This is a genomic window from Bacillus sp. P4_E1 (assembly GCF_056401715.1).
Genome location: NZ_JBFUIV010000013.1, coordinates 85,297 through 112,296, shown reverse-complemented (window position 1 = coordinate 112,296; position 27,000 = coordinate 85,297). Strand labels below are relative to the sequence as shown.

General features: G+C 35.2%; 34 protein-coding genes and 1 pseudogene. 22 read left to right on the top strand and 13 right to left on the bottom strand.

Going from position 1 to position 27,000, the window contains the following annotated elements:
- Positions 1-151 precede the first annotated feature (151 nt).
- Entirely contained in the window at positions 152-955 is an 804-nt protein-coding gene (locus AC1DS7_RS18940) for an NAD kinase (RefSeq protein WP_002143382.1), read from the bottom strand.
- A 205-nt stretch (positions 956-1,160) separates the two neighbouring features.
- Between AC1DS7_RS18940 and AC1DS7_RS18935 the strand changes: the two genes are divergently transcribed.
- From AC1DS7_RS18935 to ackA, 5 genes are all read left to right on the top strand, one after another.
- Positions 1,161-1,799: a DUF2953 domain-containing protein gene (locus AC1DS7_RS18935; protein WP_159147171.1), complete on the top strand. Its 639-nt coding sequence runs from the start codon at positions 1,161-1,163 to the stop codon at positions 1,797-1,799.
- Between the two features lie 12 nt (positions 1,800-1,811).
- Entirely contained in the window at positions 1,812-2,207 is a 396-nt protein-coding gene (gene ytfJ, locus AC1DS7_RS18930; RefSeq protein ID WP_000350005.1) for a GerW family sporulation protein, read from the top strand.
- 135 nt (positions 2,208-2,342) lie between these two features.
- Positions 2,343-2,843, top strand: coding sequence for a thiol peroxidase (gene tpx / locus AC1DS7_RS18925; RefSeq protein ID WP_060752076.1), 501 nt, complete (start codon positions 2,343-2,345; stop codon positions 2,841-2,843).
- A 211-nt stretch (positions 2,844-3,054) separates the two neighbouring features.
- Entirely contained in the window at positions 3,055-4,041 is a 987-nt protein-coding gene (locus AC1DS7_RS18920) for a class I SAM-dependent methyltransferase (protein ID WP_476999153.1), read from the top strand.
- 299 nt (positions 4,042-4,340) lie between these two features.
- Complete coding sequence (gene ackA / locus AC1DS7_RS18915) at positions 4,341-5,534, top strand: acetate kinase (protein WP_060752077.1); 1,194 nt, start codon at positions 4,341-4,343, stop codon at positions 5,532-5,534.
- Between the two features lie 26 nt (positions 5,535-5,560).
- Here the strand turns inward: ackA and AC1DS7_RS18910 are convergent, their stop codons facing one another.
- Both AC1DS7_RS18910 and AC1DS7_RS18905 read right to left on the bottom strand, forming a co-directional pair.
- A complete protein-coding gene (locus AC1DS7_RS18910) occupies positions 5,561-5,995 on the bottom strand; it encodes an NUDIX hydrolase (RefSeq protein WP_215588533.1) in 435 nt (144 codons plus the stop codon).
- Positions 5,996-6,066: 71 nt separating this feature from the next.
- Positions 6,067-6,702: a DUF1796 family putative cysteine peptidase gene (locus AC1DS7_RS18905; RefSeq protein ID WP_159147167.1), complete on the bottom strand. Its 636-nt coding sequence runs from the start codon at positions 6,700-6,702 to the stop codon at positions 6,067-6,069.
- Between the two features lie 137 nt (positions 6,703-6,839).
- Between AC1DS7_RS18905 and AC1DS7_RS18900 the strand changes: the two genes are divergently transcribed.
- Complete coding sequence (locus AC1DS7_RS18900) at positions 6,840-7,673, top strand: EcsC family protein (RefSeq protein WP_159147165.1); 834 nt, start codon at positions 6,840-6,842, stop codon at positions 7,671-7,673.
- 30 nt (positions 7,674-7,703) lie between these two features.
- Here the strand turns inward: AC1DS7_RS18900 and AC1DS7_RS18895 are convergent, their stop codons facing one another.
- The gene (locus tag AC1DS7_RS18895) at positions 7,704-8,366 is read right to left on the bottom strand and encodes a YitT family protein (protein ID WP_002015542.1); all 663 of its coding nucleotides are present in this window, start codon (positions 8,364-8,366) and stop codon (positions 7,704-7,706) included.
- An 855-nt stretch (positions 8,367-9,221) separates the two neighbouring features.
- On the opposite strand from AC1DS7_RS18895, the gene AC1DS7_RS18890 reads away from it, so the two are divergent.
- Positions 9,222-9,416: a hypothetical protein gene (locus tag AC1DS7_RS18890; RefSeq protein WP_002015541.1), complete on the top strand. Its 195-nt coding sequence runs from the start codon at positions 9,222-9,224 to the stop codon at positions 9,414-9,416.
- A gap of 28 nt (positions 9,417-9,444) precedes the next feature.
- Here AC1DS7_RS18890 and AC1DS7_RS18885 read toward each other — a convergent pair whose 3' ends face one another.
- The gene (locus AC1DS7_RS18885) at positions 9,445-9,762 is read right to left on the bottom strand and encodes a hypothetical protein (protein ID WP_002015540.1); all 318 of its coding nucleotides are present in this window, start codon (positions 9,760-9,762) and stop codon (positions 9,445-9,447) included.
- 167 nt (positions 9,763-9,929) lie between these two features.
- Here AC1DS7_RS18885 and AC1DS7_RS18880 point away from each other — a divergent pair, with 167 nt between their 5' ends.
- The 3 genes from AC1DS7_RS18880 to AC1DS7_RS18870 all read left to right on the top strand — a co-directional run bounded on the left by AC1DS7_RS18880 (position 9,930) and on the right by AC1DS7_RS18870 (position 12,972).
- A complete protein-coding gene (locus AC1DS7_RS18880; protein WP_002129394.1) occupies positions 9,930-11,135 on the top strand; it encodes an argininosuccinate synthase in 1,206 nt (401 codons plus the stop codon).
- Positions 11,132-12,520, top strand: coding sequence for an argininosuccinate lyase (gene argH, locus AC1DS7_RS18875; protein WP_215588532.1), 1,389 nt, complete (start codon positions 11,132-11,134; stop codon positions 12,518-12,520). The genes AC1DS7_RS18880 and argH overlap by 4 nt, the downstream gene beginning before the upstream one ends.
- A 98-nt stretch (positions 12,521-12,618) precedes the next feature.
- Positions 12,619-12,972 (top strand): DUF3139 domain-containing protein, encoded by a 354-nt coding sequence (locus AC1DS7_RS18870; RefSeq protein WP_002067555.1) that lies wholly within the window; start codon positions 12,619-12,621, stop codon positions 12,970-12,972.
- A 37-nt stretch (positions 12,973-13,009) separates the two neighbouring features.
- Here the strand turns inward: AC1DS7_RS18870 and AC1DS7_RS18865 are convergent, their stop codons facing one another.
- Positions 13,010-13,576: a DinB family protein gene (locus AC1DS7_RS18865; protein ID WP_016102965.1), complete on the bottom strand. Its 567-nt coding sequence runs from the start codon at positions 13,574-13,576 to the stop codon at positions 13,010-13,012.
- A 101-nt stretch (positions 13,577-13,677) separates the two neighbouring features.
- Positions 13,678-13,857, bottom strand: a complete 180-nt coding sequence (locus tag AC1DS7_RS18860; RefSeq protein WP_002034316.1) for a hypothetical protein — start codon at positions 13,855-13,857, stop codon at positions 13,678-13,680.
- A gap of 95 nt (positions 13,858-13,952) precedes the next feature.
- Between AC1DS7_RS18860 and AC1DS7_RS18855 the strand changes: the two genes are divergently transcribed.
- A complete protein-coding gene (locus AC1DS7_RS18855; RefSeq protein ID WP_002143372.1) occupies positions 13,953-14,657 on the top strand; it encodes a hypothetical protein in 705 nt (234 codons plus the stop codon).
- Between the two features lie 41 nt (positions 14,658-14,698).
- On the opposite strand, the gene AC1DS7_RS18850 is transcribed toward AC1DS7_RS18855, so the two are convergent.
- The gene (locus AC1DS7_RS18850; protein WP_001066676.1) at positions 14,699-15,157 is read right to left on the bottom strand and encodes a universal stress protein; all 459 of its coding nucleotides are present in this window, start codon (positions 15,155-15,157) and stop codon (positions 14,699-14,701) included.
- Positions 15,158-15,304: 147 nt separating this feature from the next.
- On the opposite strand from AC1DS7_RS18850, the gene AC1DS7_RS18845 reads away from it, so the two are divergent.
- Positions 15,305-16,096, top strand: coding sequence for an SDR family oxidoreductase (locus AC1DS7_RS18845; RefSeq protein ID WP_002015530.1), 792 nt, complete (start codon positions 15,305-15,307; stop codon positions 16,094-16,096).
- Between the two features lie 215 nt (positions 16,097-16,311).
- Positions 16,312-17,445 carry an alanine dehydrogenase gene (gene ald / locus AC1DS7_RS18840; RefSeq protein WP_002015529.1) on the top strand — a complete coding sequence of 378 codons (1,134 nt, stop codon included), beginning with the start codon at positions 16,312-16,314 and terminating at the stop codon, positions 17,443-17,445.
- Between the two features lie 51 nt (positions 17,446-17,496).
- Here the strand turns inward: ald and AC1DS7_RS18835 are convergent, their stop codons facing one another.
- Complete coding sequence (locus tag AC1DS7_RS18835) at positions 17,497-17,922, bottom strand: hypothetical protein (protein ID WP_012261815.1); 426 nt, start codon at positions 17,920-17,922, stop codon at positions 17,497-17,499.
- Positions 17,919-18,182: pseudogene (locus tag AC1DS7_RS18830) on the bottom strand (helix-turn-helix transcriptional regulator). The gene AC1DS7_RS18835 and the pseudogene AC1DS7_RS18830 overlap by 4 nt, the downstream one beginning before the upstream one ends.
- Positions 18,183-18,285: 103 nt before the next feature.
- Here AC1DS7_RS18830 and AC1DS7_RS18825 point away from each other — a divergent pair.
- From AC1DS7_RS18825 to AC1DS7_RS18795, 7 genes are all read left to right on the top strand, one after another.
- Complete coding sequence (locus tag AC1DS7_RS18825) at positions 18,286-18,690, top strand: hypothetical protein (protein WP_476999152.1); 405 nt, start codon at positions 18,286-18,288, stop codon at positions 18,688-18,690.
- 44 nt (positions 18,691-18,734) lie between these two features.
- Positions 18,735-19,067, top strand: a complete 333-nt coding sequence (locus tag AC1DS7_RS18820; protein ID WP_002129379.1) for a cupin domain-containing protein — start codon at positions 18,735-18,737, stop codon at positions 19,065-19,067.
- Complete coding sequence (locus AC1DS7_RS18815; protein ID WP_002143366.1) at positions 19,064-19,858, top strand: GNAT family N-acetyltransferase; 795 nt, start codon at positions 19,064-19,066, stop codon at positions 19,856-19,858. Before AC1DS7_RS18820 ends, AC1DS7_RS18815 begins: the two co-directional genes overlap by 4 nt.
- A gap of 3 nt (positions 19,859-19,861) precedes the next feature.
- Positions 19,862-20,206, top strand: a complete 345-nt coding sequence (locus tag AC1DS7_RS18810; protein WP_002143364.1) for a DUF6176 family protein — start codon at positions 19,862-19,864, stop codon at positions 20,204-20,206.
- A gap of 124 nt (positions 20,207-20,330) precedes the next feature.
- Positions 20,331-20,840: an RNA polymerase sigma factor gene (locus AC1DS7_RS18805; protein WP_016102969.1), complete on the top strand. Its 510-nt coding sequence runs from the start codon at positions 20,331-20,333 to the stop codon at positions 20,838-20,840.
- Positions 20,821-21,828 carry an anti sigma factor C-terminal domain-containing protein gene (locus AC1DS7_RS18800; RefSeq protein ID WP_016102970.1) on the top strand — a complete coding sequence of 336 codons (1,008 nt, stop codon included), beginning with the start codon at positions 20,821-20,823 and terminating at the stop codon, positions 21,826-21,828. Before AC1DS7_RS18805 ends, AC1DS7_RS18800 begins: the two co-directional genes overlap by 20 nt.
- 63 nt (positions 21,829-21,891) lie before the next feature.
- On the top strand, positions 21,892-22,098 hold the full coding sequence (locus AC1DS7_RS18795) for a hypothetical protein (RefSeq protein ID WP_002129372.1): 207 nt from the start codon (positions 21,892-21,894) through the stop codon (positions 22,096-22,098).
- Positions 22,099-22,111: 13 nt separating this feature from the next.
- On the opposite strand, the gene AC1DS7_RS18790 is transcribed toward AC1DS7_RS18795, so the two are convergent.
- Positions 22,112-22,942, bottom strand: a complete 831-nt coding sequence (locus AC1DS7_RS18790) for a DUF2785 domain-containing protein (protein WP_002034300.1) — start codon at positions 22,940-22,942, stop codon at positions 22,112-22,114.
- A gap of 157 nt (positions 22,943-23,099) precedes the next feature.
- Positions 23,100-24,197, bottom strand: a complete 1,098-nt coding sequence (pepQ, locus tag AC1DS7_RS18785) for a Xaa-Pro dipeptidase (protein ID WP_002143359.1) — start codon at positions 24,195-24,197, stop codon at positions 23,100-23,102.
- A gap of 149 nt (positions 24,198-24,346) precedes the next feature.
- On the opposite strand from pepQ, the gene AC1DS7_RS18780 reads away from it, so the two are divergent.
- Positions 24,347-25,030, top strand: a complete 684-nt coding sequence (locus tag AC1DS7_RS18780) for a metal-dependent hydrolase (protein WP_002143357.1) — start codon at positions 24,347-24,349, stop codon at positions 25,028-25,030.
- A gap of 40 nt (positions 25,031-25,070) precedes the next feature.
- Here AC1DS7_RS18780 and AC1DS7_RS18775 read toward each other — a convergent pair whose 3' ends face one another.
- Complete coding sequence (locus tag AC1DS7_RS18775; protein WP_002143356.1) at positions 25,071-25,229, bottom strand: hypothetical protein; 159 nt, start codon at positions 25,227-25,229, stop codon at positions 25,071-25,073.
- A 247-nt stretch (positions 25,230-25,476) separates the two neighbouring features.
- Here AC1DS7_RS18775 and AC1DS7_RS18770 point away from each other — a divergent pair, with 247 nt between their 5' ends.
- Positions 25,477-26,790 carry a DRTGG domain-containing protein gene (locus AC1DS7_RS18770; RefSeq protein ID WP_002034295.1) on the top strand — a complete coding sequence of 438 codons (1,314 nt, stop codon included), beginning with the start codon at positions 25,477-25,479 and terminating at the stop codon, positions 26,788-26,790.
- Positions 26,791-27,000 lie beyond the last annotated feature (210 nt).

The window sequence follows — 27,000 nt, the reverse complement described above, 5'->3', positions numbered from 1 at the left end:
ATTGTATTGTAGAAGTAGGTCCAAGTGCAGGAGGAGAAATTTTTTCTGGTATGCCTTACAGCTTATTGGAAAAAGAAACTGATACAAGTAAAGCGCTGAATAAATAACCGTCGAATTATGGAAATCCCATAATTCGACGGTTATTTTATTACTATAAAAACGTTCTCTGTACTTTTTCCCAGAAGGAATTGTTTTTTAATTTAACAGTTTTAATTTGTTTATCGCTTAAACGAACAACGGCTTTCTCCACTTGTTTAATGCTAAGTGCTTCGTTATCCATTCCGATAACAGGGTAATCATTGCCATCTGGTCTAAGTGTTAAAGTTAACGTACGCTCGTGATTTAAAAGAAACGGTGATCCGAGTGTACGGTATGTGTTGTTATTTAAAGATGCTAGTTCGCTTACTTGAAAACATGGGATAAGTGGATCGACAACTGCACCATGTAATGATTTATTGTAAGCGGTACTTCCTGTTGGTGTGGAGATAACTAATCCATCACCTCTAAAGGTTTCGAAATGTAAATTGTCGACGTGTACATCTACGACAAATGTTTTAATGATACTAGAGCGTAATGTGAATTCATTTAAACAATGGAAAGATGTACCGTGATCTACATCTACTTGAATTGTTGGATATTTTCGCACTTCAATTTCGTTTTTTGTAATTTCTTGAAGGGCTGTATCAACGTGATCGATGTGGAAATCGCAGTAGAAAGAAATTTCATCTTTCGTAGAAATACCTGCGTATAAGCAATCTTCTCTAAAGCCGGTTTTACGAACGGCTTGTAAGAAAGTCCCATCATCTCCAACGCTGACGATAGCGTTTGCATTTTTTGGATGATCTAATATGGTAAATCCATTCTCCTCTAAAATACGATATACTGGTTTCATTTTTTCAACGAGCGTTACTTTGTCATCACCATAAAAGAAAAATAAATTGCGACGATTTGCCATTATGTATCCCTCCACTGCAGTTAAATTTTCTAGTCTTAGTGCTACATATCGTCAGAGTATGTTTCTGGATGATATGTTCAAATAGTATATTTCGATATAAATTGTCAAAATTCCTTTTTATTTTTAGAAAAATTTTTATATTCAATTTTATCAAAGTCTGTTTAATGATGAATAAACTTGTCGATAATGGGTATGGAGTGAAAGGATGGTACGAATGAAGTGGCTCGTAATTGGAATGATAATTCTTCTACTTTTTATTTTGCTTATACTATTATCGAAAATATCGCTTAAGGTGACGTTTTTATATTCAGAAATGGAAAAACAATGTTTATTTCAAGTGAAAATATGGATGATTCGATATACGTTTGATGTATTGGAAAGAATTGAAAAACAGCAGAAGAAGACAGGACAAAAAATTAAAAAAGCTGAAGAGGACGGCGGAATAGATAATAAAATTATGGCACAACTTGATAGCATTGGAGAACTGATAAAAAAGCTTCAAGAAGTTCATACTATTGTTAAAGATTTTCTCAAACGAGTGAAAATCAATAGTTGGAAGTGGCATTCACAAATTGGAGCAGGCGATGCGGCTAGTACTGGAATTGTCACTGGGTATGCATGGGGGACAAAAGGAATGGCTGCTGGAGTTGTAGGACAATATATGCATATTGTCGACGTACCAGAATTTGAAATTACCCCTGTTTTTCAAGGGAAAGGATTTGCATCAAGGTGTGAGTTAACAGCATCTTTTCGTATATTTCGTGCTATAAAAACGGGTATCAAATTACTCACGTTTATGAGAAGACAAAGATCTGGTACGAACGAAAAATCAGTTCAATCATAGGGGGGATATAAAGTGGACCATCCAATTCAAGGTTTAATGACAACTGCAATGCAGCATTTAAAACAAATGACTGATGTAAATACAATTGTTGGTGATCCAATTAAAGCGGCAGATGGAAGTGTAATTCTTACAGTTTCGAAAGTCAGTTTTGGATTTGCTGCTGGTGGAAGTGAATTTGGTAAAGTAGAACATTCAGGCCGTCATCCATTTGGCGGGGGAAGTGGTGGAGGAGTTTCTATTAATCCTGTTGCCTTTCTTGTTATAAATGGAGAAGGTGTGAAAGTATTACACTTAGATAAGCAAACACACGTCATCGATAAAATAATTGAATTAGCGCCACAAGCTGTTGATAAAGTGAAAGAAATGATGGATAAACGAAAAGAAGATGATCCTGAATTTCAAATTTAACGAATAAAGAAGCTGATCAGTGGATTAGCTTCTTTAATTTTTTTGTAAATAAAGCGATTTTATTTGCATTATCGATAGGGACAAACTATCATTTACATTGTACATATTTTGTTTAAAATAAGGGAGGATTTTTAAGTGGCAAACGTAACTTTTAAAGGTAACCCAATGACTTTAGTTGGAACAGAAGTTAAAGTTGGCGATCAAGCGCCAAAATTCCAAGTATTAGCAAATGACTTATCTCCAGTAAGTTTAGAAACATACAAAGGCGAAGTAAAATTAATTAGTGTTGTACCTTCAATCGACACAGGTGTGTGTGATGCACAAACACGTCGTTTTAACGAAGATGCAGCAGGTATTGAAAACGCGAAAGTATTAACAATTAGCGCTGATTTACCATTCGCTCAAAAACGCTGGTGTGCAGCAAACGGTTTAGAAAATGTTGTAACACTTTCTGATCACCGTGACCTTTCATTCGGTGAGGCTTACGGCTTAGTAATGAAAGAACTTCGTTTACTTGCTCGTGCAGTATTCGTAGTAGATAGCAATGACAAAGTAGTTTACGCAGAATACGTAGGCGAAGGTACAAGCCATCCAAACTATGAAGCAGCATTAGAAGCAGCTAAATCTGCGAAGTAATGTAAATGAAGACGACCTCTCATTAAAGTTTTACTTTAGAAGAGGTCGTCTTTTCTCATGTATTGTTAACTGAACCAATATATGAGAAAAGACGTTACATCATAAACAACTTGAAGGGGAGCTCTTTGCAAGAGGTCGCTTTTTCTTTTGGGAAAAATTTAGATTATGGTATGATATAAGTTATGTGTAAAAGAGAGAAGGAGGAATGTACGTGAGTCAGGCAGTAGAAACATTATTTTCTATTTTTGATTCTTCTACGGTAGTTTTACGTAAAGAATTAGATGTAACATATTTAGAGGCGCTTGTAGAAACAGGTGATAACTTGTTTGAAGGAGCGATTTTACAAGAGGAATTATCCGAATCAACAATTGAACGGTTGAATCGTGAATATAGTACGTTTAATGAAGAAACATATAAAGGGGAAGAAATTCGTAAAGCATTTCAGCTAGCCATTTTAAAAGGAATGAAAGAGGGCGTACAAGCGAATCACGAAATGACGCCAGATGCAGTTGGAATGTTCATGAGCTACTTATTCCATAAGTTTATGCAAGGTCAAAAAGAAATTACTGTTTTAGACCCTGCAATTGGAACTGGTAACTTAATGACTACATTGTTTAATAGCGCCAAAGAAGAACTAACAATGAGTGGATTTGGTGTAGAAGTGGATGAGGTGTTAATTAAACTTGCTTTAGTAAATGCAAATTTACAAAAGCATGCAATCGAATTCTTCCACCAAGATGGACTAGCACCACTTTATATTGATCCAGTTGATGCAGTCGTTTCAGATTTACCAATTGGTTATTATCCAAATGAAATTGTTGCAAGTGAATATACATTAAAAGCAAATGAAGGAATGTCATATGCACATCACTTATTTATTGAACAAAGTGTGAAACATACGAAAGAAGGCGGGTATTTATTTTTCTTAGTACCAAACTTCATTTTTGAAAGTGATCAAGCGCCAAAGCTACATGCATTCATTAAAGAGACATGTTTTATTCAAGGATTATTACAGCTTCCTGTTTCCATGTTTAAAAACGAGAAAAATGAAAAAAGTATATTTGTTCTCCAAAAGAAAGGCCAAGGTGTAACAATGCCGAAACAGGCACTACTAGTGGAATTACCTAAATTCTCTAACATGAAGGCTATGGAGAACATTATGGATCAATTGAATACTTGGTTTGCAACACATAAATAATACGATATATATGTAACAGGGTTAGTGATTAATGTAGTACAGTTTTATAGGATATGTAATGTTTTTTAATATATACAAGATTTAACTGAATTTTTTTGAAATCTGTAATATATTTTTTTTCTTGGTGTTACAATTTTTTCACTTGAAATATATGTCGGACGATGTTTAAATTAAAATCGTGAGTATAAAATTTACTAATGATGAAACGTTTTCATATTGAGTGAATTTAATTAGATAAAATCGAGCGGTTTGTGGAATGATCCACACAACTACCAAGAGAAAAAGGGGCGAAAGACTAGATGTCAAAAATCATCGCGATTAACGCAGGAAGCTCTTCGTTAAAGTTCCAATTATTTGAAATGCCAAGTGAAACAGTATTAACAAAAGGTTTAGTAGAACGTATCGGTTTAGAAGATAGTATCTTCACAATTACTGTAAATGGCGAAAAACAAAAAGAAATTACAAACATCCCAGATCATGCAGTAGCAGTTAACATGCTTCTTAAGAAATTAACTGAAAACGGAATCGTAAAATCTCTTGATGAGATTGGCGGTATCGGTCACCGTGTTGTACACGGAGGCGAAAAATTTGCTGATTCTGTTTTAATTGATGCTGAAGTATTAGCTGATATCGAAGAATTAAGCGATTTAGCACCACTTCACAACCCAGCAAACCTTGTTGGTATTAAAGCATTCCAAGAAGTACTACCAAACGTACCAGCAGTAGCAGTATTCGATACAGCATTCCACCAAACAATGCCGGAATCTGCATTCCTATACAGCTTACCATATGAGTACTATGAGAAATTTGGCATCCGTAAATACGGTTTCCACGGAACTTCTCATAAATATGTAACTGAGCGTGCGGCTGAATTATTAGGTCGTCCAATTGAAAGCTTAAGCCTACTTTCTTGTCACTTAGGTAACGGTGCAAGTATCGCAGCAGTAGAAGGCGGTAAGTCTATCGATACTTCTATGGGCTTCACTCCACTTGCTGGTGTAACAATGGGTACACGTTCTGGTAACCTTGACCCTGCGTTAATTCCATACATCATGGAAAAAACAGGCCAAACAGTAGAAGAAGTAGTTAACGTATTAAACAAGAAGAGTGGTATGTTAGGTCTTACTGGTTACTCTAGTGACCTACGTGACATCATTGCGAAAGAAGAAGAAGGCGACCACCGTGCGAAAGTAGCACTTGATGTATTCGTAAGCCGTATCCACAAATACATCGGTTCTTACACTGCTCGTATGAAAGGTGTAGACGCAATCATCTTCACAGCTGGTGTAGGTGAAAACAGTGCGATTATTCGTGAGCGCGTATTAGAAGGCCTTGAGTACATGGGCGTATACTTCGACGTAAAACGTAATAACGTATTCGGTGAAGAAGCATTCATCAGCTTCCCACACTCTCCAGTAAAAATTATCGTAATTCCAACTGACGAAGAAGTTATGATTGCTCGTGACGTATTACGTCTTGGAGATATTGGTTAATATACTATATAAAAAAAGACGAGATCCTATAGGATTTCGTCTTTTTTCTTTTGGATATAGTTTAAAATTCCATCTGGATATAATAATTTTTCCTTCTGAATGAATGCAGTAATGGGAATCCATTTTACATACGACGCTGTTTGTTCATCTTTTATATTCATTATTTCCATTTCATATAGTGATGTGTCCAATAAACGTAAAGAATATAGTTGAATGATCTCATGAGCAATTTCATCATCTACATGAAAAATGTTTTCTAAGCAACCTAAATAATCGATAATTTCCACTTCTGTATGAAGTTCTTCTTTAAACTCCCGAATGACTGTATTGGCCGATTTTTCTCCGAGTTCAATTGATCCACCAAGAGGTCGGTAATAGGTTTCAGCGTCTGTATGATATTCTTGTACGAGAAGTCGATCGTGATGTATAGCAATGCCAAAAGCTTTTGCACGTGGATACATATATAATCACTCCTTATTTATTTTGTATAAGGGTGATTATAAGGCAGGGTGTGATAAAAGGTGACGTGTATTTAAGCGTTTGGCCGAATTGTGATGCCATTAAATAAGTCATTCCAAAATGCTTCATTGTACTGGTATATATCCATCACTGGGCATTTTATAACACAAATATTTTGTAATCCCCAATCTTCTTGGGCGATAGTTGGTACATCTTCAGGAATGAGTAATAGGACAGAGAATGTATGTTTAACTATTTGAGATAAAATTTGTTCCAAGGAACGTGCTTCTTCGTATGTTCCTCCAGTTCGAATAAACAATGTGGATTCTGCCGTTTCGATTGTAGTTAGAAAACGATTAATTCGGTGCTCGTAGTTTAACTTAATATCTGTATAAGAAGGCCAGGAAGTTGGTGTGTTTACATCTGTTTTAAAATCATGGCAGGAGTCAATTTCATAAAGGTTGTCCCTTAATCTTAATTTAGTATGATCATCCCAATATGAGATAAAGGATAAGTTTTCGTAATTTAAAAAACGGTGAAAACGATTTTGTAATAATACGTTTACCTTTTCTAATGATGGGCTTAGCATAAAATCAACCACACCGAAAAATTGTGATAACCCTAACTGATATAAAGCCCAAGCAGGCCAGCAGTTTTGTCCTAGGCTGAATACCGCATTATAATTTTTTTTAATACTAGATAACTGCACGTAATTCACCTCTTTCTTCTTACTGATATTTTATGTTTTGAATAAATGGTATGTGATAGGAGATAGACAAGCATATTTGCAAAGAAGAAGCAGAAATATGTTACAATAGAAAAAAATCGAACGAGGTGGTTGTTACGATGCGATCGAAGCGAGAACAAGCCATTTTAGACAATATAAAAGAGTGGGAAGGGCAATTAGTAGAGCAAGAAGCGACCGATTTTCAAAAGATGTTTGATAAGTGGTTGCATACGACAATTGCGAAACTGCCTGAGAAAAAACGAAAAGACTTTTTTACGAAAGCAGATGGATGGCTCTTTCATTTGCATGCGCTTATTCAAAGTTCACAATCACAGCTAGATGCACGTAATCGTATTTTAGGAACATCGAGATTATTTGATGAATCGATTGAGCAACTTGAAGATTTGAAGGCGTTATCTATTGATCAATTAACATACATAGCAGAGCAGCAAACAGCACGTCATCGTCTATATTCATTCGTACAAGGCGGAGCAACTGGTGCTGGTGGTTTATTATTATTAACGGCTGATTTTCCGGTTATGATTGCGTTAAATGTGAAGGCTGTCCAACTTGTTGCGACATCATTTGGGCATGATGTGAACAAGCCGTATGAAATGATGCTTGCGTTAAAGGTATTCCATGCAGCATTATTGCCGGCGAGACTTCAGCAATATGCATGGTACAATTTACTGAGAGAACTCGAACAAGAGGATTCATTCTTCTATGAAGGAGACGAAGAGGTGTTAAAGCCAGCTTCTACTGAGGTTGTGTTAAAACAAATTTTGAAGACGTTTTCGATTTATGCTCTTCGTCGTAAAGTATTCCAAGGCATTCCTGTACTCGGAATGGCGATTGGCTCTACAGTGAACTATCGCTTAACGAGGAATGTTACTGAATTTGCAAATAAGTTTTATCAAGTACGCTACATATTAGAAAAAGAAAAGAGAGCATGAAAAAAGCGAGAGGCCGAAGCCTTTCGCTTTTTAGTTTGTCGCATGTTTTTTGGATATTGGAATAGAAACGGGTTGCTTTGCTGCTTTCTTTTCTGTTTTTGGATAGTAAATTAAATCCAATGTTTTTGCCTGTACGGCAATCGAAAGAATAGTAAAAGCAATTTCTGTCCAATTTAAATAATATAATGAAAGCGCAAGAACAATCGCGTCAAAGACGAAGAAAATTTGCCCAATTGTAAACCGAGTTCGTTTACTTAATATAATTGTTAAAATATCGTCTCCACCGGTTGCACCGCCAAATCGCAATATAAAACCGAGTCCAATACCAGCTAACGCACCGCCAACTACTGCAGCTACAAATAAATTATTTGATAAATCTACCGTAAAAGGAGAATAATTTTCCATAAGGGAATAAAATACTCCGAATGAAAGTGAACCTAAGAATGAATAGCCAACCATTTTTCTACCTAAAAATGAAGCACATAGTAAAATAATAGGGATATCCATTACTACAGTTGAAATAGATGGTGAAATATCATAAAAATTTTGGATGAATAGTGCAATACCTACAAAGCCACCTTCTGTTAAGTGGTTTTGGAAGTGAATGTGATATAGCGCTGCTGCTAATATAAATGAACCGATTAAAACCATAAAAACTTCTTTAATAATTTGTCGACTTTGGATGTTCCTCATCGTTATTCCTTCTTTCCGTAGTTAGTAGTCCTTTGGTGTTGTAAACTAACTACGAGCTCACATGTAGCTTTCAGTTAGTTTACGAAAAAAACTAACTACGCTATATGTCGCTGAAGAAATAACGAATAATCCTCTCGTCCATCAATTCTCCCTACCTTCGTTTTAGTTTAAGTCTTAAAGCGACTAAACAAAACGGGGAGTAGGATTCTTCATTTAGCAATCCTGCTCTTCTTTGTTTTGTTTAGCTAGTAACAATTAAGTCCTAAACAAAACGCTATGTGTAAGAAGAGTCTTTTTTTTGCCAAATTATCCTTCGGGCAATCATAATTTCCCCACTCTCGTATTTTTTTCGCTAGACTAAAGTATCTGAGCTGAAAAATACGCTACGTGTATGATTCGTCAATACGATGCCACATGCTCCTTCGAGCGATCATGATATCAAAATCCCTTCCTTCAAGATTTATATTATTATATCATACTTTCAAAAAATACATGCGGATGGAAACCGACAATAACCGAAGAGAATCTACAAAAAATGTTATGTTTAAATATTTTTGTAGAAAAGCCTAAGTTATTTCGTAGAACTGGACAACTTTTAGAAGTTTGTCCAATAAGTAAGAAAAGAAGGGTTTTTATTCAATTGTATTGTTCTCATCACTTTTATCTTTAAAAAATGCATCCCAGCTAATGATACTTAAAAAAGTTAAAGCGATAATAATGAAAGCTCGCATAAGTTTGAGACCTCCTTTTGTACATAGTATATGAATAATTTGTTTCGGAATGTGTCATTTTTTTACAAGCTCTAACTATTATGAGAGTATATTAATATAGATAGATGGGGGGGAGAATGGAGATATGCTAAAAGACATGTTTAAAAGAAAAGAATTAAAATGTGTTTCATGTCAGAAAAAGATTCAATATGAAGAAGAGCTAGTTGCTTTTGTGAAGTTGCCGAAAGAAAGAAGTGTATTAGTAGGCCCGTTTGATGTATGTTTAGCAAAAACGGCGCAAGAAATATATTGCAAAGCTTGTTACGACAAAAAAGCATGACCCGAATTAATTGAGGGGCATGCTTTTTTCATTGGTGTGCTTTTCCCTCAGATACGTTTTGGGTTAGACGATACCAAAGCCAAAGATCGTTAATAATTGAAGCAAGATCGGCAATTTCTGAATTTAGCTTGCAAGAAATTTCGAAGTCTTCTTCGTTATTTAAGTGGTGTTGTTTAGCGTTAATATGGTGCTCAAGTTCTTTTATGCGATCAGGTATTTTTCCGCGAACTTGCTCCCATTTTAATAAAATAGAATGCTGCGCTTGTTCAGAGATGTCTTCCCATTTTTTTTGTATGTTCGGTACTTCAATTCCTAGATGTTCATTGTATATAAAATACTTTTTCATAGACACCCCTCCATTTTCCTTCCTCTATTTTACATAAAAAAAGAAAGAAGTTCGACGAAATTGTTTGAAAAAATTTTATAAATTCCCCTTGATTCATTTTATGAAAGGTGATAAAGTTTGGATTATTATAAGAAAAGATGAATATTTATTCTTTAGGGGGATGCAAAATGGAGAAGAAAAAAGTGGTATTAGCATATTCCGGAGGTCTTGATACTTCCGTTGCAATTAAATGGTTACAAGAGAAGAATTATGATATTATCGCGCTTTGCTTAGATCTAGGGGAAGGTAAAGACTTAGCGTTTGTAAAAGAAAAAGCACTTTCAGTAGGTGCAATTAAATCATATATGATTGATGTTCAAGAAGAATATGCGAATGAATATGCATTGATAGCGATGCAAGCTCACACGTTATACGAAGGGAAATATCCTCTTGTCTCTGCATTATCTCGTCCGCTTATTGCAAAAAAATTAGTAGAAATTGCAGAGCAGGAAGGCGCAAGTGCAGTTGCACATGGATGTACAGGGAAAGGGAATGACCAAGTTCGTTTTGAAGTTTCTATTCAAGCGTTGAATCCATATTTAGAAGTTATTGCGCCCGTACGTGAATGGAAATGGTCACGTGAAGAAGAAATTGCATATGCAAAAGAAAATGATATACCGATTCCAATTAATTTAGATAGCCCGTTTTCAATCGATCAAAACTTATGGGGACGCAGCAACGAATGTGGAATTTTAGAAGATCCATGGGCAGCGCCGCCAGAAGAAGCATACGAGATGACATTAGCATTAGAAGATACACCGAATAAACCAGAGTTTGTAGAAATCGGATTTGAAGCAGGGGTACCGACGACTTTAAACGGCACTGCATATTCACTTTCAGAACTAATTAAAACGTTAAATGCACTTGCTGGCAAACATGGCGTTGGACGTATCGACCATGTAGAAAATCGCCTTGTCGGTATTAAATCTCGTGAAGTATATGAATGCCCAGCAGCAATGACATTAATAACAGCGCATAAAGAACTTGAAGATTTAACACTTGTGAAAGAGGTTGCTCATTTCAAACCGATGATTGAGCAAAAACTAACAGAATTAATTTATAACGGTTTATGGTTCTCACCTTTAAAACAAGCGCTCAATGCTTTCTTACAAGAAACGCAAAAAAATGTAACAGGTACAGTGCGTGTGAAATTATTTAAAGGTCATGCGATTGTAGAAGGGCGTAAATCTGAGTACTCTTTATACGATGAAAAATTAGCAACGTATACTGCCCAGGATGAATTTAATCATGATGCAGCAGTTGGATTCATTTCATTATTCGGTTTACCTACGAAAGTATACAGCCAAGTGAATCAAAAGAAGGTGGAAGCGTGAGCAAACTTTGGGGCGGACGTTTTACAGAAGAAGCGGAAGCGTGGGTTGAAGAGTTTGGAGCATCCATCTCCTTTGATCAACAATTAGTAAATCAAGATATAAAAGGGAGTATCGCACACGTAACGATGTTAGCAAAGCAAGGCATTGTTACGAAAGAAGAAGCAGAGAAAATAAAGATAGGGCTTCAATATTTACTAGAGGAAGCGAAACAAAATAAATTGAATTTCTCAGTCGAGGCTGAGGACATTCATTTAAATATTGAAAAGATGTTAATTGAAAGAATCGGTGAAGTAGGAGGGAAACTTCATACAGGCCGAAGCCGTAACGATCAAGTAGCGACAGATATGCATTTGTATTTAAAAGAAAAAGTAGAAGATATTATAAAAGCTACAAAACAATTGCAAACTGTTCTTATTCATCAAGCGGAAAATAACATTGAAACAATTATGCCCGGCTATACGCACTTGCAACGTGCACAGCCGATTTCATTTGCGCATCATATTCTTGCTTACTTTTGGATGTTAGAGCGCGATGTGAATCGTTATGAAGATTCGTTAAAGCGTATTAACATTTCACCATTAGGAGCAGGAGCACTAGCTGGTACAACATTCCCGATTGACCGAGAGTATAGTGCGGAGCTTCTTGGATTTAATGGAATCTATGAAAATAGTTTAGATGCGGTAAGTGATCGTGATTTCATACTGGAGTTTTTAAGTAACTCATCTATGCTTATGATGCACTTATCACGCTTTTGCGAAGAACTTATTTTATGGAGTAGCCAAGAGTTTCAATTTATTGAAATGAGCGATCAATACGCAACAGGCAGCAGTATTATGCCGCAGAAGAAAAATCCGGATATGGCGGAACTTATTCGTGGTAAAACGGGCAGAGTATACGGTAATTTATTCAGTTTACTTACAGTAATGAAAGGATTGCCACTCGCTTACAATAAAGACTTACAAGAAGATAAAGAAGGAATGTTTGATACAGTGAAAACAGTAGAAGGATGCCTTCATATTATGGCAGGCATGCTTGAAACGATGACTGTAAACAAAGAAAAAATGGGGCAAGCTGTGACGCAAGACTTCTCTAACGCAACAGAAATTGCCGACTATTTAGCAAGCAAGGGACTGCCGTTCCGTCAAGCTCATGAAATTGTCGGGAAACTAGTTCTTCATTGTACGCAAAAAGGAATCTATTTATTAGATGTACCACTTGAAACGTATAAAGAAATGAGTCCGTTATTTGAAGAAGATTTATATGAAGTTCTTTCACCTTATGCAGCTGTAAAGCGTCGTAACAGTGCTGGCGGGACAGGATTTGAGCAGATTGAAAAGGCTTTGGAGAAGGCGAAGGGGTTAACTAAAGAAGTTATTAGGAATTGAGTTGGAAAGTACGCCAGTCTGTGAAAGTCTGGCGTACTTTCTTTTTTACTAGTGTGTAAGTTATAGTATAGTGAAAAAACACAATTTAGGGGAAATTTATGAAAAAAATAGTATTTATCATTTTACTGTTAATTAGCTTAATTGCAAACGTGAAAGTATTTCTTTTGGACAAATATATGTTTGTTGGTGAACAAGAAAAGCGAGAAGAAGCGATTATCGCAACGATGTGGCACTTGCAAGAGAAAGGATATAAAGAAAGTGATATTTCATACATAAAACCGGCCTTTTATAGTAAAATCGGTTCTTACGGTATGAATGTACAGTTTAAAGATGAACCAAATGAATCGTATACATATAGAGTTTCGAAAGATGCTAAAACAAATAAAATAACTGTACACCAAGATAGCAATGAGCCAGGTGGTATGGGTGGGAAGCATCAAGAGCTTAAATAGATATAGGAGACTGCTGATAAGTAATATGAGCAGTCTTTTATATTTTTAGAAGGGAGTCGAGCATTTTATAGTTGTTCTTCATAATCATAAAATGATGTTTCTCATGAATCGCTAATAGTTGGATAGATTGAATAAGGTTAGGATAGTGAGCAATTGGATCTAAAAATACGATATGTCCTGCGATATTTTCTTCTATATTTTGAACTAGTTTTTTTATTTCATCTGTTTCACGTGAAAGTAATTCTTCTAATTCTATTGCACTCATAGAATAATAGATTTTTTTTGAAGGGATTAAAATCCAAGGAGCTTTCATTCCTTTGCCGTGTTTTTCTTTATATTCGGCATAAATGTCATGTATTTCAGTTGCAAATGGGGTGTTTTTTCTTAGCTTGGCATAAGGGATAAGAGTGAAAGAGAATTTAATCGCTACTTTTAGCATCCTTGCAATTAAATATAAGTGATAAAAGTGTTCACCAATAGACCATTTTCCGTCCTCTTTCCTGTACCATAGTTGTTCTTGTGAAAGTGAATGAAGCTCAGGAAGGAACTCGTTTCTTTGCGCATGTAATGTGTGAAAATGTTTTGAGATATTTTCAGATTTCATAGTAGAGCATCCTCCATGCCTGTTTTTTCCTAATTATAACATTTTTCATATGGATTTAATTAAGCCTAGAACAATATGTTCTAGGCTTAAAGTTTCATCGATTAATCATACTTGTGTCGATCTTCCGTAATTCGAATGTATTCAATATCCATTAAATCTCGAAGCAATGCACCGTGACTTAGTTCAACACCATGTTTTTCTTTAAAATGCTCGCGAATCGTATTTAACATTTCGAGTTCTGTACCGTTCACATCTAAAATAATACGTTCATAATCATCCATGTAGCATCCTCCTTTTCTAAACACATATATTTTGTCCGTCTATTTCTAAAAAATGTATGTTAACCTAATGTTAGGAAATGAGAAAGGAATGGAAGATGAGACGTATTTATTTTGTAGGGTTAATTTTGTACACGCTAATTGTATTACACGTTGCATTCCCAGAAGTATTTTCATTTGAGAATGTAACAACAATGCATATAGCAATCTTTATCTTTACCTTATTTGTAGTAGATTGCTGTATTTCTGTATGGCTTTCTAGAAAAAAGAAAGTACAAGAAGTAAAAGATAAAAAAGAAATAGAACGGAAAAAGAGAAAACGTTCATTTTGGATGACAACGTATTGTTTTTCTTTAGTGATTGCTGCTGCATTTTTTAGTGAGCATATTCCACTAGAAAGATTGGATATTGAATTTTGGGCAATTGTATTTGCATGTTATTTTTTTATGCATTTTCTTCCTTATATGAAAGAAAGGCGAGGAGAAGAGGAAGATCCGATTGAAGAAGAAGTGAGAGAACAAGAGAGTAAGAGAATAGAAGAAGACATAAAGAAACTTGGCGAACAAAAGTGGTATTTAAAATCAAAAATTATATATGTTCTTTGCTTCATTACGCCGCCAATTGGTTATGTGTATGTTTTCTTACTTCGTAAAAAAATGACAGAAGATGCAAAGCAAACGTACTTAATTGTTGCGACGATAATGATGGCGCTATGGTCTTTGAAATTCCTTCCGCCGTATGTGTTGGCAGGTACCGTTGTTGTTGTAGCTTGTCTTGTATTTATAGTGAAGTTTGTGAAATGAAAAACACCAAGCCTATGTGGACTTGGTGTTTTATTTATAAATTAAAGATCACCTTGCTCCTCGTCACCACGAACAACAAGGACATCGCATTTCGCATAGCGAATAATATGTTCAGAGACGCTACCAATTAGGAAACGTTCTACAGCATTTAAACCAGTTGCACCACACATAATTAAATCCACTTTATGGTTTGGAGCGATTTCTTTTGAAATTTTAGATTTAGGATTACCAAATTCTAATACAGTTTCCACTTTTTCAAGACCAGCTTCAAGCGCAGTTTTTTTGTAGTCTTCTAATAAGTCTTCTGCAAATAGATTTGCACGTTCAGCAATTGCGCGGCTATAAGCCTCTACTGCTGAGTATGCTTTTACATCAACGATATGAGCAATTGTTAATGTTGCGTTGTTTCGTTTTGCAACTTGAATTGCTTTTTTAAAGGCTTTTTCTGCTTCTTTAGAACCGTCCACCGCAATTAAAATATTTGTATATGTATTATTCATAGTAAATTCCTCCCAATCATTTTTATTACCGTTTACAACTTTATTATAAAACAAATTTTGGTAATGTGCTTGTCGGAAACGTTACAGAATTTTGAAAACTTTGCCTTAATTCATTTTAGTTGTAATTGAAGCGAGAACTTGTTACATATGGAGTATAGCAATTTAAAAGGAGGCATGTTTGTGAGACACGCGCTCATTACAGCCGGTACGAAAGGTTTAGGAAAGCAAGTAACAGAAAAGTTATTGGATAAAGGATATTCAGTAACAGTAACATATCATAGCGATACAAGTGCTATGGAAACAATGAAAGAAACATATAAAAATATGGAAGAACGTCTACAGTTCGTGCAAGCTGATGTCACGAAAAAGGAAGATTTACATAAAATAGTAGAAGAAGCGATGAGCCGTTTTGGCAAAATTGACTTCTTAATTAATAATGCTGGTCCTTACGTATTTGAAAGGAAAAAATTAGTCGATTACGAAGAAGACGAATGGAATGAAATGATCCAGGGTAATTTAACAGCGGTGTTTCATTTATTAAAACTTGTCGTACCGATTATGAGAAACCAGCAATTTGGTCGTATTATTAACTATGGATTTCAAGGGGCAGATAGCGCGCCTGGATGGATTTATCGTTCAGCCTTTGCAGCTGCGAAAGTCGGACTTGTTTCTTTAACGAAAACAGTCGCATACGAAGAAGCTGAATACGGTATTACTGCGAATATGGTATGTCCTGGTGATATAATTGGTGAAATGAAAGAGGCAACGATTGAAGAAGCACGAAATCTGAAAGGTAGTAACACACCAATTGGTAGATCTGGAACAGGGGAAGATATCGCAAGAACCATTTCGTTTTTATGTGAGGACGATTCTGATATGATTACTGGCACGATTATTGAAGTAACAGGCGCTGTTGATGTTATTCATAGACATCGATAGAATTAAATAAAGTGAAGTTTCGAATAATTGGACAGTTTATCCTTTATACTGAGAGGTACGGATAATACTGTCCTTTCATGTAAGATTAAATCTATCGGAAAACTTGTATTATTTTTTTGTCAAATATTGAGATATTATGTTAGAATATAAGAGTATAGAAAGCGCTTTAAAAAAGTGATTCAGGGGTCATTTCATAACTCAAGGGGGAACTAATAATGCGTATCGGTATTCCAACAGAAATTAAAAACAATGAAAACCGCGTGGCAATGACGCCAGCGGGAGCTGTACATTTAGTACAAAATGGTCATGAAGTTTTTGTTCAAAAAGGATCAGGTGTAGGATCAGGCTTTACAGATGAAGAATACGTACAAGCTGGTGCGAAACTTGTTGAAACTGCTGAAGAAGCATGGAATCAAGATATGGTTATGAAGGTAAAAGAGCCAGTTGAAAGTGAATACGGTTATTTCCGCGAAGGTTTAATTTTATTCACATACTTACACTTAGCTCCAGAGCCAGAATTAACGAAAGCATTAATTGATAACAAAGTGGTATCAATTGCATACGAAACAGTACAATTAGACAATCGTTCTTTACCATTACTTGCACCTATGAGTGAAGTAGCTGGTCGTATGTCTGCGCAAATCGGTGCACAGTTCCTTGAGAAAAACAAAGGTGGTAAAGGTATTTTACTTGCAGGTGTTCCAGGGGTGAAACGCGGTAAAGTAACAATTATCGGCGGTGGTCAAGCTGGTACAAACGCAGCGAAAATTGCAGTAGGTTTAGGTGCAGATGTAACAATCATCGACTTAAGTGCAGAACGTCTTCGTCAATTAGATGACATTTTCGGAAACCAAGTGAAAACGTTAATGTCTAACCCGTATAACATTGCAGAAGCTGTAAGAGAATCTGATCTTGTAATCGGTGCAGTATTAATCCCAGGTGCAAAAGCGCCAAAACTTGTAACAGAAGAAATGATTCAATCAATGGAACCAGGTTCTGTCGTTGTAGATATCGCGATTGACCAAGGTGGTATTTTCGAAACAACTGATCGTATTACAACTCACGACAACCCAACTTATGAGAAACATGGTGTTGTTCATTATGCAGTTGCAAATATGCCAGGTGCGGTTCCACGTACATCAACTCTTGCATTAACAAACGTAACAGTACCATATGCAGTACAAATTGCTAACAAAGGCTACAAAGAAGCTTGCCTAGGCAACACTGCATTATTAAAAGGTATTAACACATTAGATGGCTACGTAACATTCGAAGCAGTTGCGGAAGCGCACAGCTTACAATATGCAGATGCAAAAGAGCTTCTTGAAAAAGCTCCTGCTTTATCATAATAGAAATACATGTAAGCCCCTCCTTTTGTAAGGAGGGGCTTTTTATTTAGGCTAATTGTCTAGTTTCTTTACAATTCTTAATCCGAACATCATTGTAAAGAAAAGAATACCAAACAAATAATACAAGGCATACTCAACTCGTATCATCGAATTTTTGTCAGTGATATATAAAATAAATAGTATCGCAGAACCGATTAAATGAGAGAGGCCGAAAATTTGCGCCATAAGTTTTAAACTCATCTTCTCGATTCTTTCATCCATCTCAGGTAATGGATATTTCTCGGAATCGTGCTTCTTTTTCTTAAAGAATATTCGTTTCACTATGAATAGTATTAAGGCTAAGAGTATGTATACGCCAGTGAATAGAAGGACAGAACTAATCTTTTCTTCATCATTACTATTGAAATAAAGAAAAGTTGAACCTAACAATAAAATGGTAAGATGCGAAATGAACTCTTGATTAAAAGTATTTTTCATTCTTTTTCCTCCCCGGTTTTATCTAATTGAAATAAATCTTCTACTTTACAGTTGAAAAACTCACATAATTTCAATGCTAATTCTAAACTCGGGTTGTATTTATTCTTCTCGATAGCGATGAGGGATTGTCTAGTGATTTGAACAGAGGAAGCTAATTGCTATTGGGTGATGTCTCTAACGACGCGGAATTGTTTTACTTTATTTTTAATCAAATATACAAAGTCTCCTTTTTGTAAATTTGTTACATTTATAATATCCATTTTTAGGTAAAAAGTAAATGAAACTTTACGAGAAATATTGCTTGTTATGATGTTGTTTTTTGTGATAATTTGGAATTAAATGAAAGTCGATAGAGGAGATTCAATGGGGAGTAAAAATAGGAAGAAAAAGCAAGCTAAAAGACAAAAGTATATAAAGAAAAAACAGGAACAGAACATACCTCTTTCAAAAAAAGTAGTCATTATGATAGAAAAAACATTTCGGTATATTTGTATGTTCTTGTATGTGATTTTTTGCGTGTTTTTATGTGGAATGGTTAAAAATTTTGGGATAACCCCTAATGTTATTGAAGGTATTTTTGGCGTTACACTTGTTATGGTAGAAGGATTCTTATTCTTTATATTATTTGATAAAGTGTGGCCTAGTCATGAAAGTAAAAAAGATAGAAAAAGAAGAAAAAAATCTTCATCCGATTCAAGCTCATCAAGCGGATTTGGTGATTACAGTAGCAACGATTGTAGCAGTTCAAGTGATGGTGGAGGAGACTAAATTAGTTTTTCAGAAGAACGACTAATGAAAGGGTGGGACGAAAGATGGAAACTGTGAATTTATTAGAATTAACAAAGGACATTCAAGAACAACATAAAAACTTCGTCGTTTCAAATGTAAATAATCATTGCTTACGAATCGCCGTATTTACTGGTGAATATGATTGGCACTATCATTCTAATTCGGATGAATTATTTATTGTGCTAGAGGGAGAACTACTTATCGATTTTGAAGATGGAGAGACGGCGGTTTTAAAGCCAAATGATTCTATCTTAATTCCAGCATGCACGATCCATAGAACGAGAGCATTCAAGAGAACGGTAAATCTTTGTTTTGAAAATATAGAGGCGGATACGATTAAAGTGGAGCAATTATGAAAAAATTATCTGTAGCCCAGTATAGAAAAATCCTTCCGATTTTAGAAGGTCATACAAGGACAACAACCTTTGCTCATGCGGTATGTGATCAAATGATAGATGGTGAAGTTTTTGCAAACGAGAAATTAACAGCAGGACTAATTCGTACAGCTAATGGTATCTATTATTTATTTGGTGATACGGATGATCAAAATTATAACGAATATTTATTTGCGTATTTAAAAATGGCTATTGAAAAAACAGAGAAACGATTTACACTGTTCACTTCGAGTGAAGAGTGGGAAATGATGATTGAAGAGTACTTTAGTAATGCATTTCGGAACATCCCACGAATGACATTTCAATTTCAAAGAGAAGTTTTTGAAGATAGAAGAATAGAATTAAACAAAAATACATATGAAATTAAACGTATTGATAAAAGTGATATAGAACGAAGTAATGAATTTACAGAGGATTATTACAAAGAATATTGGGGATCAAAAGAAGTGTTTTTAAATAACGGCTTTGGTTTTTGTATAGAACAAGATGGGATGATTGTAGCCGAATGCGTCTCAATATTTAGAGGGAATGGTTTTGCTGAAATTGATATTGCAACACATGAAGCACATCAAGGGAAAGGGTTAGCTCAAGCTGTCGCAACACGTTTCATTGAACAGTGTATACAAAATCATATTACACCATGCTGGGATTGTAATGTAGATAATATTCCCTCGCAAAAATTAGCTAGTAAATTAAGCTTCCATAATCCAGTAGAATATGTTTTGTTTGTCCGCAAGAAAATGGGGGAATAAAAGATGAACGTAGAATTAACAAGATTCAAAGTCAAGCCAGGTAAAAGCCAGCGTGTAGATGAATGGATGCAGCTTCTTAATGATAATATGAAAGAAGTGCTTTTGACATTAAACGACGAAAAGATGTATGTAGAGACAATTTTCCGGGAAATAAGAGATGGAGAAGAGTACTTATATTGGTATTCTGTGCAAGGAGAAGGCGGGGCTCTTGTCGAAAATTCTCATCATGAAATTGATAAAAAGCACTTAGCGTTTTGGTATGAATGTATTGATGAAGAAACACCGTCTGTTGATATGAAAACAGAAGTTGTTATGATTCAAGATGTTGTGAAGGAAGTAATGAAATAATAGAATAGTATGTTGGAGAGAAGCGCATCAAAATAGATGTGCTTTTTATTTTGAAAAAAATTTTAAAGAAAAGCTGTATACATTTTACGCTCTCAAACGTTGAGTATATAGAAAGGAGAGCAGAATGAGCCATGATACGTTTGAATCATTATTAATAGAGAAATCAAAAGCTGTGTTTGGATACTTAATTAAGATTGGAGCAGATAGAAAAGAAGCGGAAGATATTGTGCAAGATACGTTGTATAAGGCTTTATTGCTTATGGAGGAAATATCATTAGAGCATTTAACACCGTGGCTATTTAGAGTTGCGATCAATCAGCACCGAGATTTACACCGAAAAGAAAAAAGACTAAATCCAATTGCGATTGAATCGGTCGTTCTTATTGGTCAAAAGTCATTAGATGAAGTGCTTTTAACAAGTGAACTGCAAGGAGAAGTACAAGAAATACTGGAGACGATGACGGAGGATTATCGTCATATTTTACTGTTGAAATATGAATATGAACTATCTTATAAGGAAATTGCCATTTTATTAAGTATGAAAGAAGAAACAGTGAAAACAAGTTTGTACCGTGCAAGAAATCAATTTAAAAAATTGTATAGGAGGAGAAACGATGAGTCGGAAGGACTTTGATTTGAATATGGATGATAAGCAGATGAAGACTTTGATGAAGAGAGCGAAGAGGAAACAGCTTTTTAGAAATTTTGTCATCTCAATCTTTGCATCTACATTAGTGATTGTTGGATCTTTCACTTTAATAGTATATTTAAAACAAAAAAACTTTAATGAGATGGAAAGAAGAGTATTTGCAGAGCAAACTGTAAAGGGTCCTAACATAAAATTTTATTCTCACAGAAAATTAAATATGGGTTTAATGAGCGATTCTATTATGTATAGTTCATATAAAAATATTTCGGGTCAACCAGTTAAGTGGATAGATGAAATATATGAATATGATGTGTGGGGATATATGTCCCGAAGTCATAATGGAAATACGTATTTGGATGAAGGACCGCCTAATCAAGAAGGATCTGACACGAGGAAAGACTATAATATACAAACAATGCAACGTGAAATGCGATTTTACTTACCGTTTATGAGGTATGTAAATTATGTGAATGATTTAAACCAAATCGGGGATCTGAAAAATAAAGTCGCAGAAGTGGCTTTGTCGTTTGATAAGGCGTATACGATGGATGAAATTATGGGAATACTACCTAAAAATGTGCAACCAGTTTGGTTTTGGGTTGATACATACAATGAAAAGAAACCGGATAAACATGTTGGTTTAGCAGACTCAAAAACAGGTAATGTGTTAAATGCAGTAAAGTCTACTCATGTCTATGGGTTCACTGGAAGCTATGCTAAAAAGGAAGAAGACATGAAAATGGATTTTGAGAGGAATTCAAAAGGATTTATAGGAGCAATGAAAACATTAGCAGAAGATGAACGACATATGGATGATGCAAAAGATTCGTATAAAGAAATAAAAAACACGAAACCAAAAGACCTACCAATATACGGTGTAGTCGTAACAGGGAAAACAGAGGATTTACAAGGTTTACAAGGATCACCATATATTAAAGCGGCTGTTAGAGGTGTAACAGTGGAGAAATATTAATTACAGTTAATTAATGTGAATAATCAGAAAATTTATGTTATAATATGGGAAAAGGAGGCTTATATGAGGCAAATACATGGAGCAATTTATATTTACATAACAATGTTTTTCGTAGGAGCATCTTATGGATTAGGGCATGTGTATTCGCATCCTATATTAACTTTTTTAAGCGGAGCATGTATGGTGTTTGCGTTTCTTGTCCACCTTTTCTCAGTTTGGATTGTGAAATTTCAAATAAATATTAGTGAGATAGAAGAAGGCACTTTTTGAGTGGCCTTCTTTTTTAGTAATAATATTTATGAAGTTCTTGTAGTAATTTTTCAACTTCACGTTCAGTTTTTTTACATATAGACATTGTACGTAATTTGAAAAATAAGCTGCGCAAGAAAGATTTTATATTTCCGTATAGAAATTCATACGAGTCAATATGTAGTGTCGGTTTTTGAACTTGTAATTGAGCTACTAGATCACGAAGGGCTAATATGAGTATTTCTTCCTCCAAGCCATTTTGCAGCATTACGACAATCGGATAAACGAGACGCTCATCTTCTTCATATTTGTAATAAATGGAATGGACACAAACTTTGTTTAATAAAGTTTGTAGTATTTCTTCGTAATGTGAAGTTTCCAGTTTAGGATTATTAACAAGTGCCTCAAATGTATCGGAAGCATGAGCGATACTATGTGCCCAGCCTTGGTCTTGTACATACCCACGGAAATCCTGTTCTTTGTTCATATATAGAATTAATTTATCTTTTACATTTAAAATATCAGTCTGTGATAAGAAATTATGATTTGTATCAGCATCAATAATGAGTGCGATTAATAATGTTGTAAATGCACGGGTAAATACAGTATCGTCTTTATCCGAATGAATCTTATAAAATAAATATTTTTCACTGATGCTTTCTGATAATAGTTTCTGTAAGTGGGTGTGTGAAATATAGTCCTTCTTGATTAGATGATAAAAAGTAGAGTAAATGAGTTTGTCCCTTAAATAGCTATCAGTAACACCGATATGTTGAAGCATACTTGAACTTAAAGAATCAATATTGAGTGCACCATTGATTACGTAATTATTATCACGAATTTCTTCTAACTGTTGTTGTAACATGTAAACCTCCTATTTTAGAAAATTCTGTATATTAATAGTATAATGAGAGGAAGAAATAGACAAGAAATAAGTGCTTTTGAATGGAGGGTCATTATGAAGAGAAGATGGTTTTAAAGCGGAAATAAGAAAAAAGGTAGCGATCACGCTACCTTTTTTCTTATTTCACAAATTGTAATTCTTTCGGGAACTTCGTTAAGATTTCTGATCCGTCTTTTGTGATGTAAATATCATCTTCAATACGAACGCCGCCTACGTTTGGTACGTAAATACCTGGCTCGATTGTGAAGACCATACCTTCTTTTAATAGAGACTCATTGCCTTCTTTTACATCTGGATATTCGTGTACGCTAATTCCAAGTCCGTGACCAAGTCGGTGTGGGAAGAAGTCTCCATAACCTGCATCTGCGATAACAGAGCGAGCGGCGTTGTCAATTGCACCAAATGTAACGCCTGGTTTACATGCTTCAACTGCTTGTAGTTGTCCAGCAAGTACAGTGTTGTAAATGCGAGTTTGTTCTTCAGAAATATCACCAAATGCTACTGTACGCGTAATATCAGAGCAATAACCTTCAATGATTACACCTAAATCAAATAGTACGAAATCGCCGCGTTTCATTTTGTTTGCACCTGGAATGCCGTGTGGAAGAGCAGAGTTTGAGCCTGCTAATACCATCGTATCGAATGACATTTTATGGATGCCTTTTGTTTTTAATTCATGCTCAATAATTGCTAATACTTCTAGCTCACTACGATTTTCTTTAATTGCATTTACACCAACTTCAACAGCATAATCTGCCATTTTAGCCGCTTCACGCAAAATAGAAAGTTCTTTTTCGTCTTTAATTAAGCGAAGTTCGCGAACTTTCTCTTCAGCTGATTTGAAAGCTGCATTTGGGAATAACTTTGTTAATTCTTCGTAACGTTCTACGTTTAAATGTTCTTTTTCAATTGCAACTGCATTTGCATCAATACCACGATCTTTAATTGCTTTTGCAATCATATCCCATGGTCTGTCCGTATCAGTAAATCCGATAATCTCATGTGCCCAGCCAGCGTTACGTGCTTGGCCTTCTTCCATTTTAGGACAAATTAAAATAGGCTCTTTTTCTTGGAATACAAACATACCAAGTAGTCTTTCATGTGGTTCACAGTGGAAGTTTGTCATGTAGAAGACGTTCGGTGTAGAAGTTAAGAACGCAGCTTCTACGTTTTTTTCTTTTAGCCATTGCATTAAATTTTCTAATCTAGCATTCATCGATTGGCACCCCCGAGATATTTAATTACAAATATAACTTTACATCGGACGAAAGCGTTATGACAAGTAAATCGATGTTAGAAAAGACAGGGAATTGAGAAATCATGTAGAATAAAAAGTGTGAATGTGAATAGGGGAGGAATGTAATGATGAAAGTATCGTATCACGGGCATTCAGTTGTAAAGATTGAAACGAATGGAAAAGTTATTTTAATTGACCCATTTTTAACGGGAAATCCGAAAACAGATTTAAAGGCTGAAGATGTAAAAGTTGATGCGATTATTTTATCGCACGGACATGGTGATCATGTTGGGGATACAGTAGAGCTTGCGAAGAACAATAATGCGGTCGTTGTGGCACCATTTGAATTAGCGACATTTTTAGGCTGGCAAGGTGTAAATACACATCCAATGCATATTGGAGGTTCACATGAATTTGACTTTGGTAAAGTGAAATTTACTCAAGCATTCCACGGATCTAGTTATATTGATGAAGAAAATAAGACGATTACATATACAGGTATGCCAGCTGGTATTTTGTTTACGGCAGAGGAGAAAACGGTATATCATGCAGGAGATACTGCGTTATTCTCTGATATGAAGTTAATTGGAGAACTGAATAATATTGATGTAGCATTTTTACCAATTGGCGATAATTTCACAATGGGGCCAGAAGATGCTGTTTTAGCTGCAAAATGGACTGGTGCGAAAACAGTTGTACCGATGCATTATAATACGTTCCCGGCTATTGAACAAGATCCATATCAATTTGTAGAAAAGCTACAAAATTGTACAGGGAAAGTATTAGAAGCTGGAGAAAGTATTACACTATAAAAAAGAAACCCTTCATTTGAAACGACAAGTGAAGGGTTTTTTATGTGTGTAGTACAGTTTTTAAAGTTTGTATTTGTTTAGGTGATTCTTTTCTTTTTGTACGTGGCTGTTCGGGTGTTTCATTCAACTCCATTGCAACTTTTTTTCCATCTATGAAAGCTAAAAATACAGCACCTACAACCTCTAAAAATTTTTTCATAATGTATTCGCTCCTTTGTTTCATTTCTTGTCTTAATTGTATATTGAAGCGTCTGGACAAACTATCGAACGAGATGACAATACCATTACATTGTTGTAATAGAATGACTGGTGGAATGTAAGGGGTATTTTGTTATAAAAAAAATGGTACAGGCATATAAAGAGAGAGTGTAACAGTTTTGAAAATATAGTATACTGAAAATACAACACATGAAGAATTTAGGGAAAAGAAAGTATGGTGAAACCATTTGGCTACCAAACATAATCAAATTTTAGAACATATTAATAGCCTGCCGGTAGGGCATAAAATTTCTGTGAGGCAAATTGCGAAAGATTTGAGTGTAAGTGAAGGGACAGCTTACCGTGCAATTAAAGACGCAGAAAATAAAGGGTATGTTAGTACAATTGAACGTGTCGGAACAATTCGAATTGAACAAAAGAAGAAAGAGAATATCGAAAAACTGACATATGCAGAAGTCGTTAACATTGTCGATGGTCAAGTACTTGGAGGCAGAGAAGGACTACATAAAACATTAAATAAATTCGTAATCGGGGCTATGAAATTAGAAGCGATGATGCGCTATACAGAAGCAGGGAACTTACTTATTATCGGTAACCGTACGAACGCACATCAATTAGCATTAGAAACAGGGGCTGCTGTATTAATTACAGGTGGATTTGATACAGAAGAGCATGTGAAAAAGTTAGCAGATGAATTGAAATTGCCAATTATTTCGAGTAGTTATGATACATTTACGGTCGCAACGTTAATTAACCGTGCAATTTATGATCAACTTATTAAGAAAGAAATTGTACTAGTTGAAGATATTTTAACACCAATTGAAGAAACACTATATTTAAAGCCTAGTGACATAGTGCAGAAATGGCATGAGTACAATGAAGAGACGATGCATGGACGTTATCCAATTGTGGATGAAAATAAAAAGGTGTTAGGTATCGTAACTTCGAAAGATATGATTGGTGTTGCGAAAGAAACACCGATTGATAAAGTTATGACGAAACACCCTATTACGGTAAACGGAAAAATGTCTGTCGCAGCTGCAGCACGTATGATGGTGTGGGAAGGTATTGAATTACTTCCTGTTGTGGAGGATGGAAATAAATTGCAAGGTATCATTAGTCGTCAAGATGTACTTCAGGCGCTGCAAATGATTCAGCGTCAACCACAAGTTGGTGAAACGATTGATGACATTGTAACGAATCAATTTATGACGCCGAAAGAAGCAAAAAATGAGCATTTATATCAATTTTCAGTGACACCACAAATGACGAATTCAATCGGGACGTTATCTTACGGTGTATTCACAACAATTGTGACAGAAGCAACAAACCGTGTCATTCGTGCGCAGAAGAAGAGCGATTCAATTGTTGAGAACTTAACAATTTATTTCGTAAAACCGGTTCAAATTGATAATGTTGTATCGGTTCATCCGAAAGTATTAGAAATTGGCCGTAAATTTGGTAAGGTTGATGTAGAAGTACATCATGAAGGTAATGTTGTCGGGAAAGCATTACTTATGGTGCAGTTAATCGATAAATAAAAAGGTGGAACAAATCGCTTTGGTTTGTTCCATCTTTTTTGTTTTATTGGGTTTGAAGCTGTTGCTAAAGATGTGGAGGAGTTTTAGCTGGAAATATATATATAAGGAGAGATGATTGTATAATTAGAAAAAACAGAATATTTATTTATTTAGAGTGTATACTATGATATAATTAGATTGTAAGATAATGGATGTCGGAAGGGGGATGCA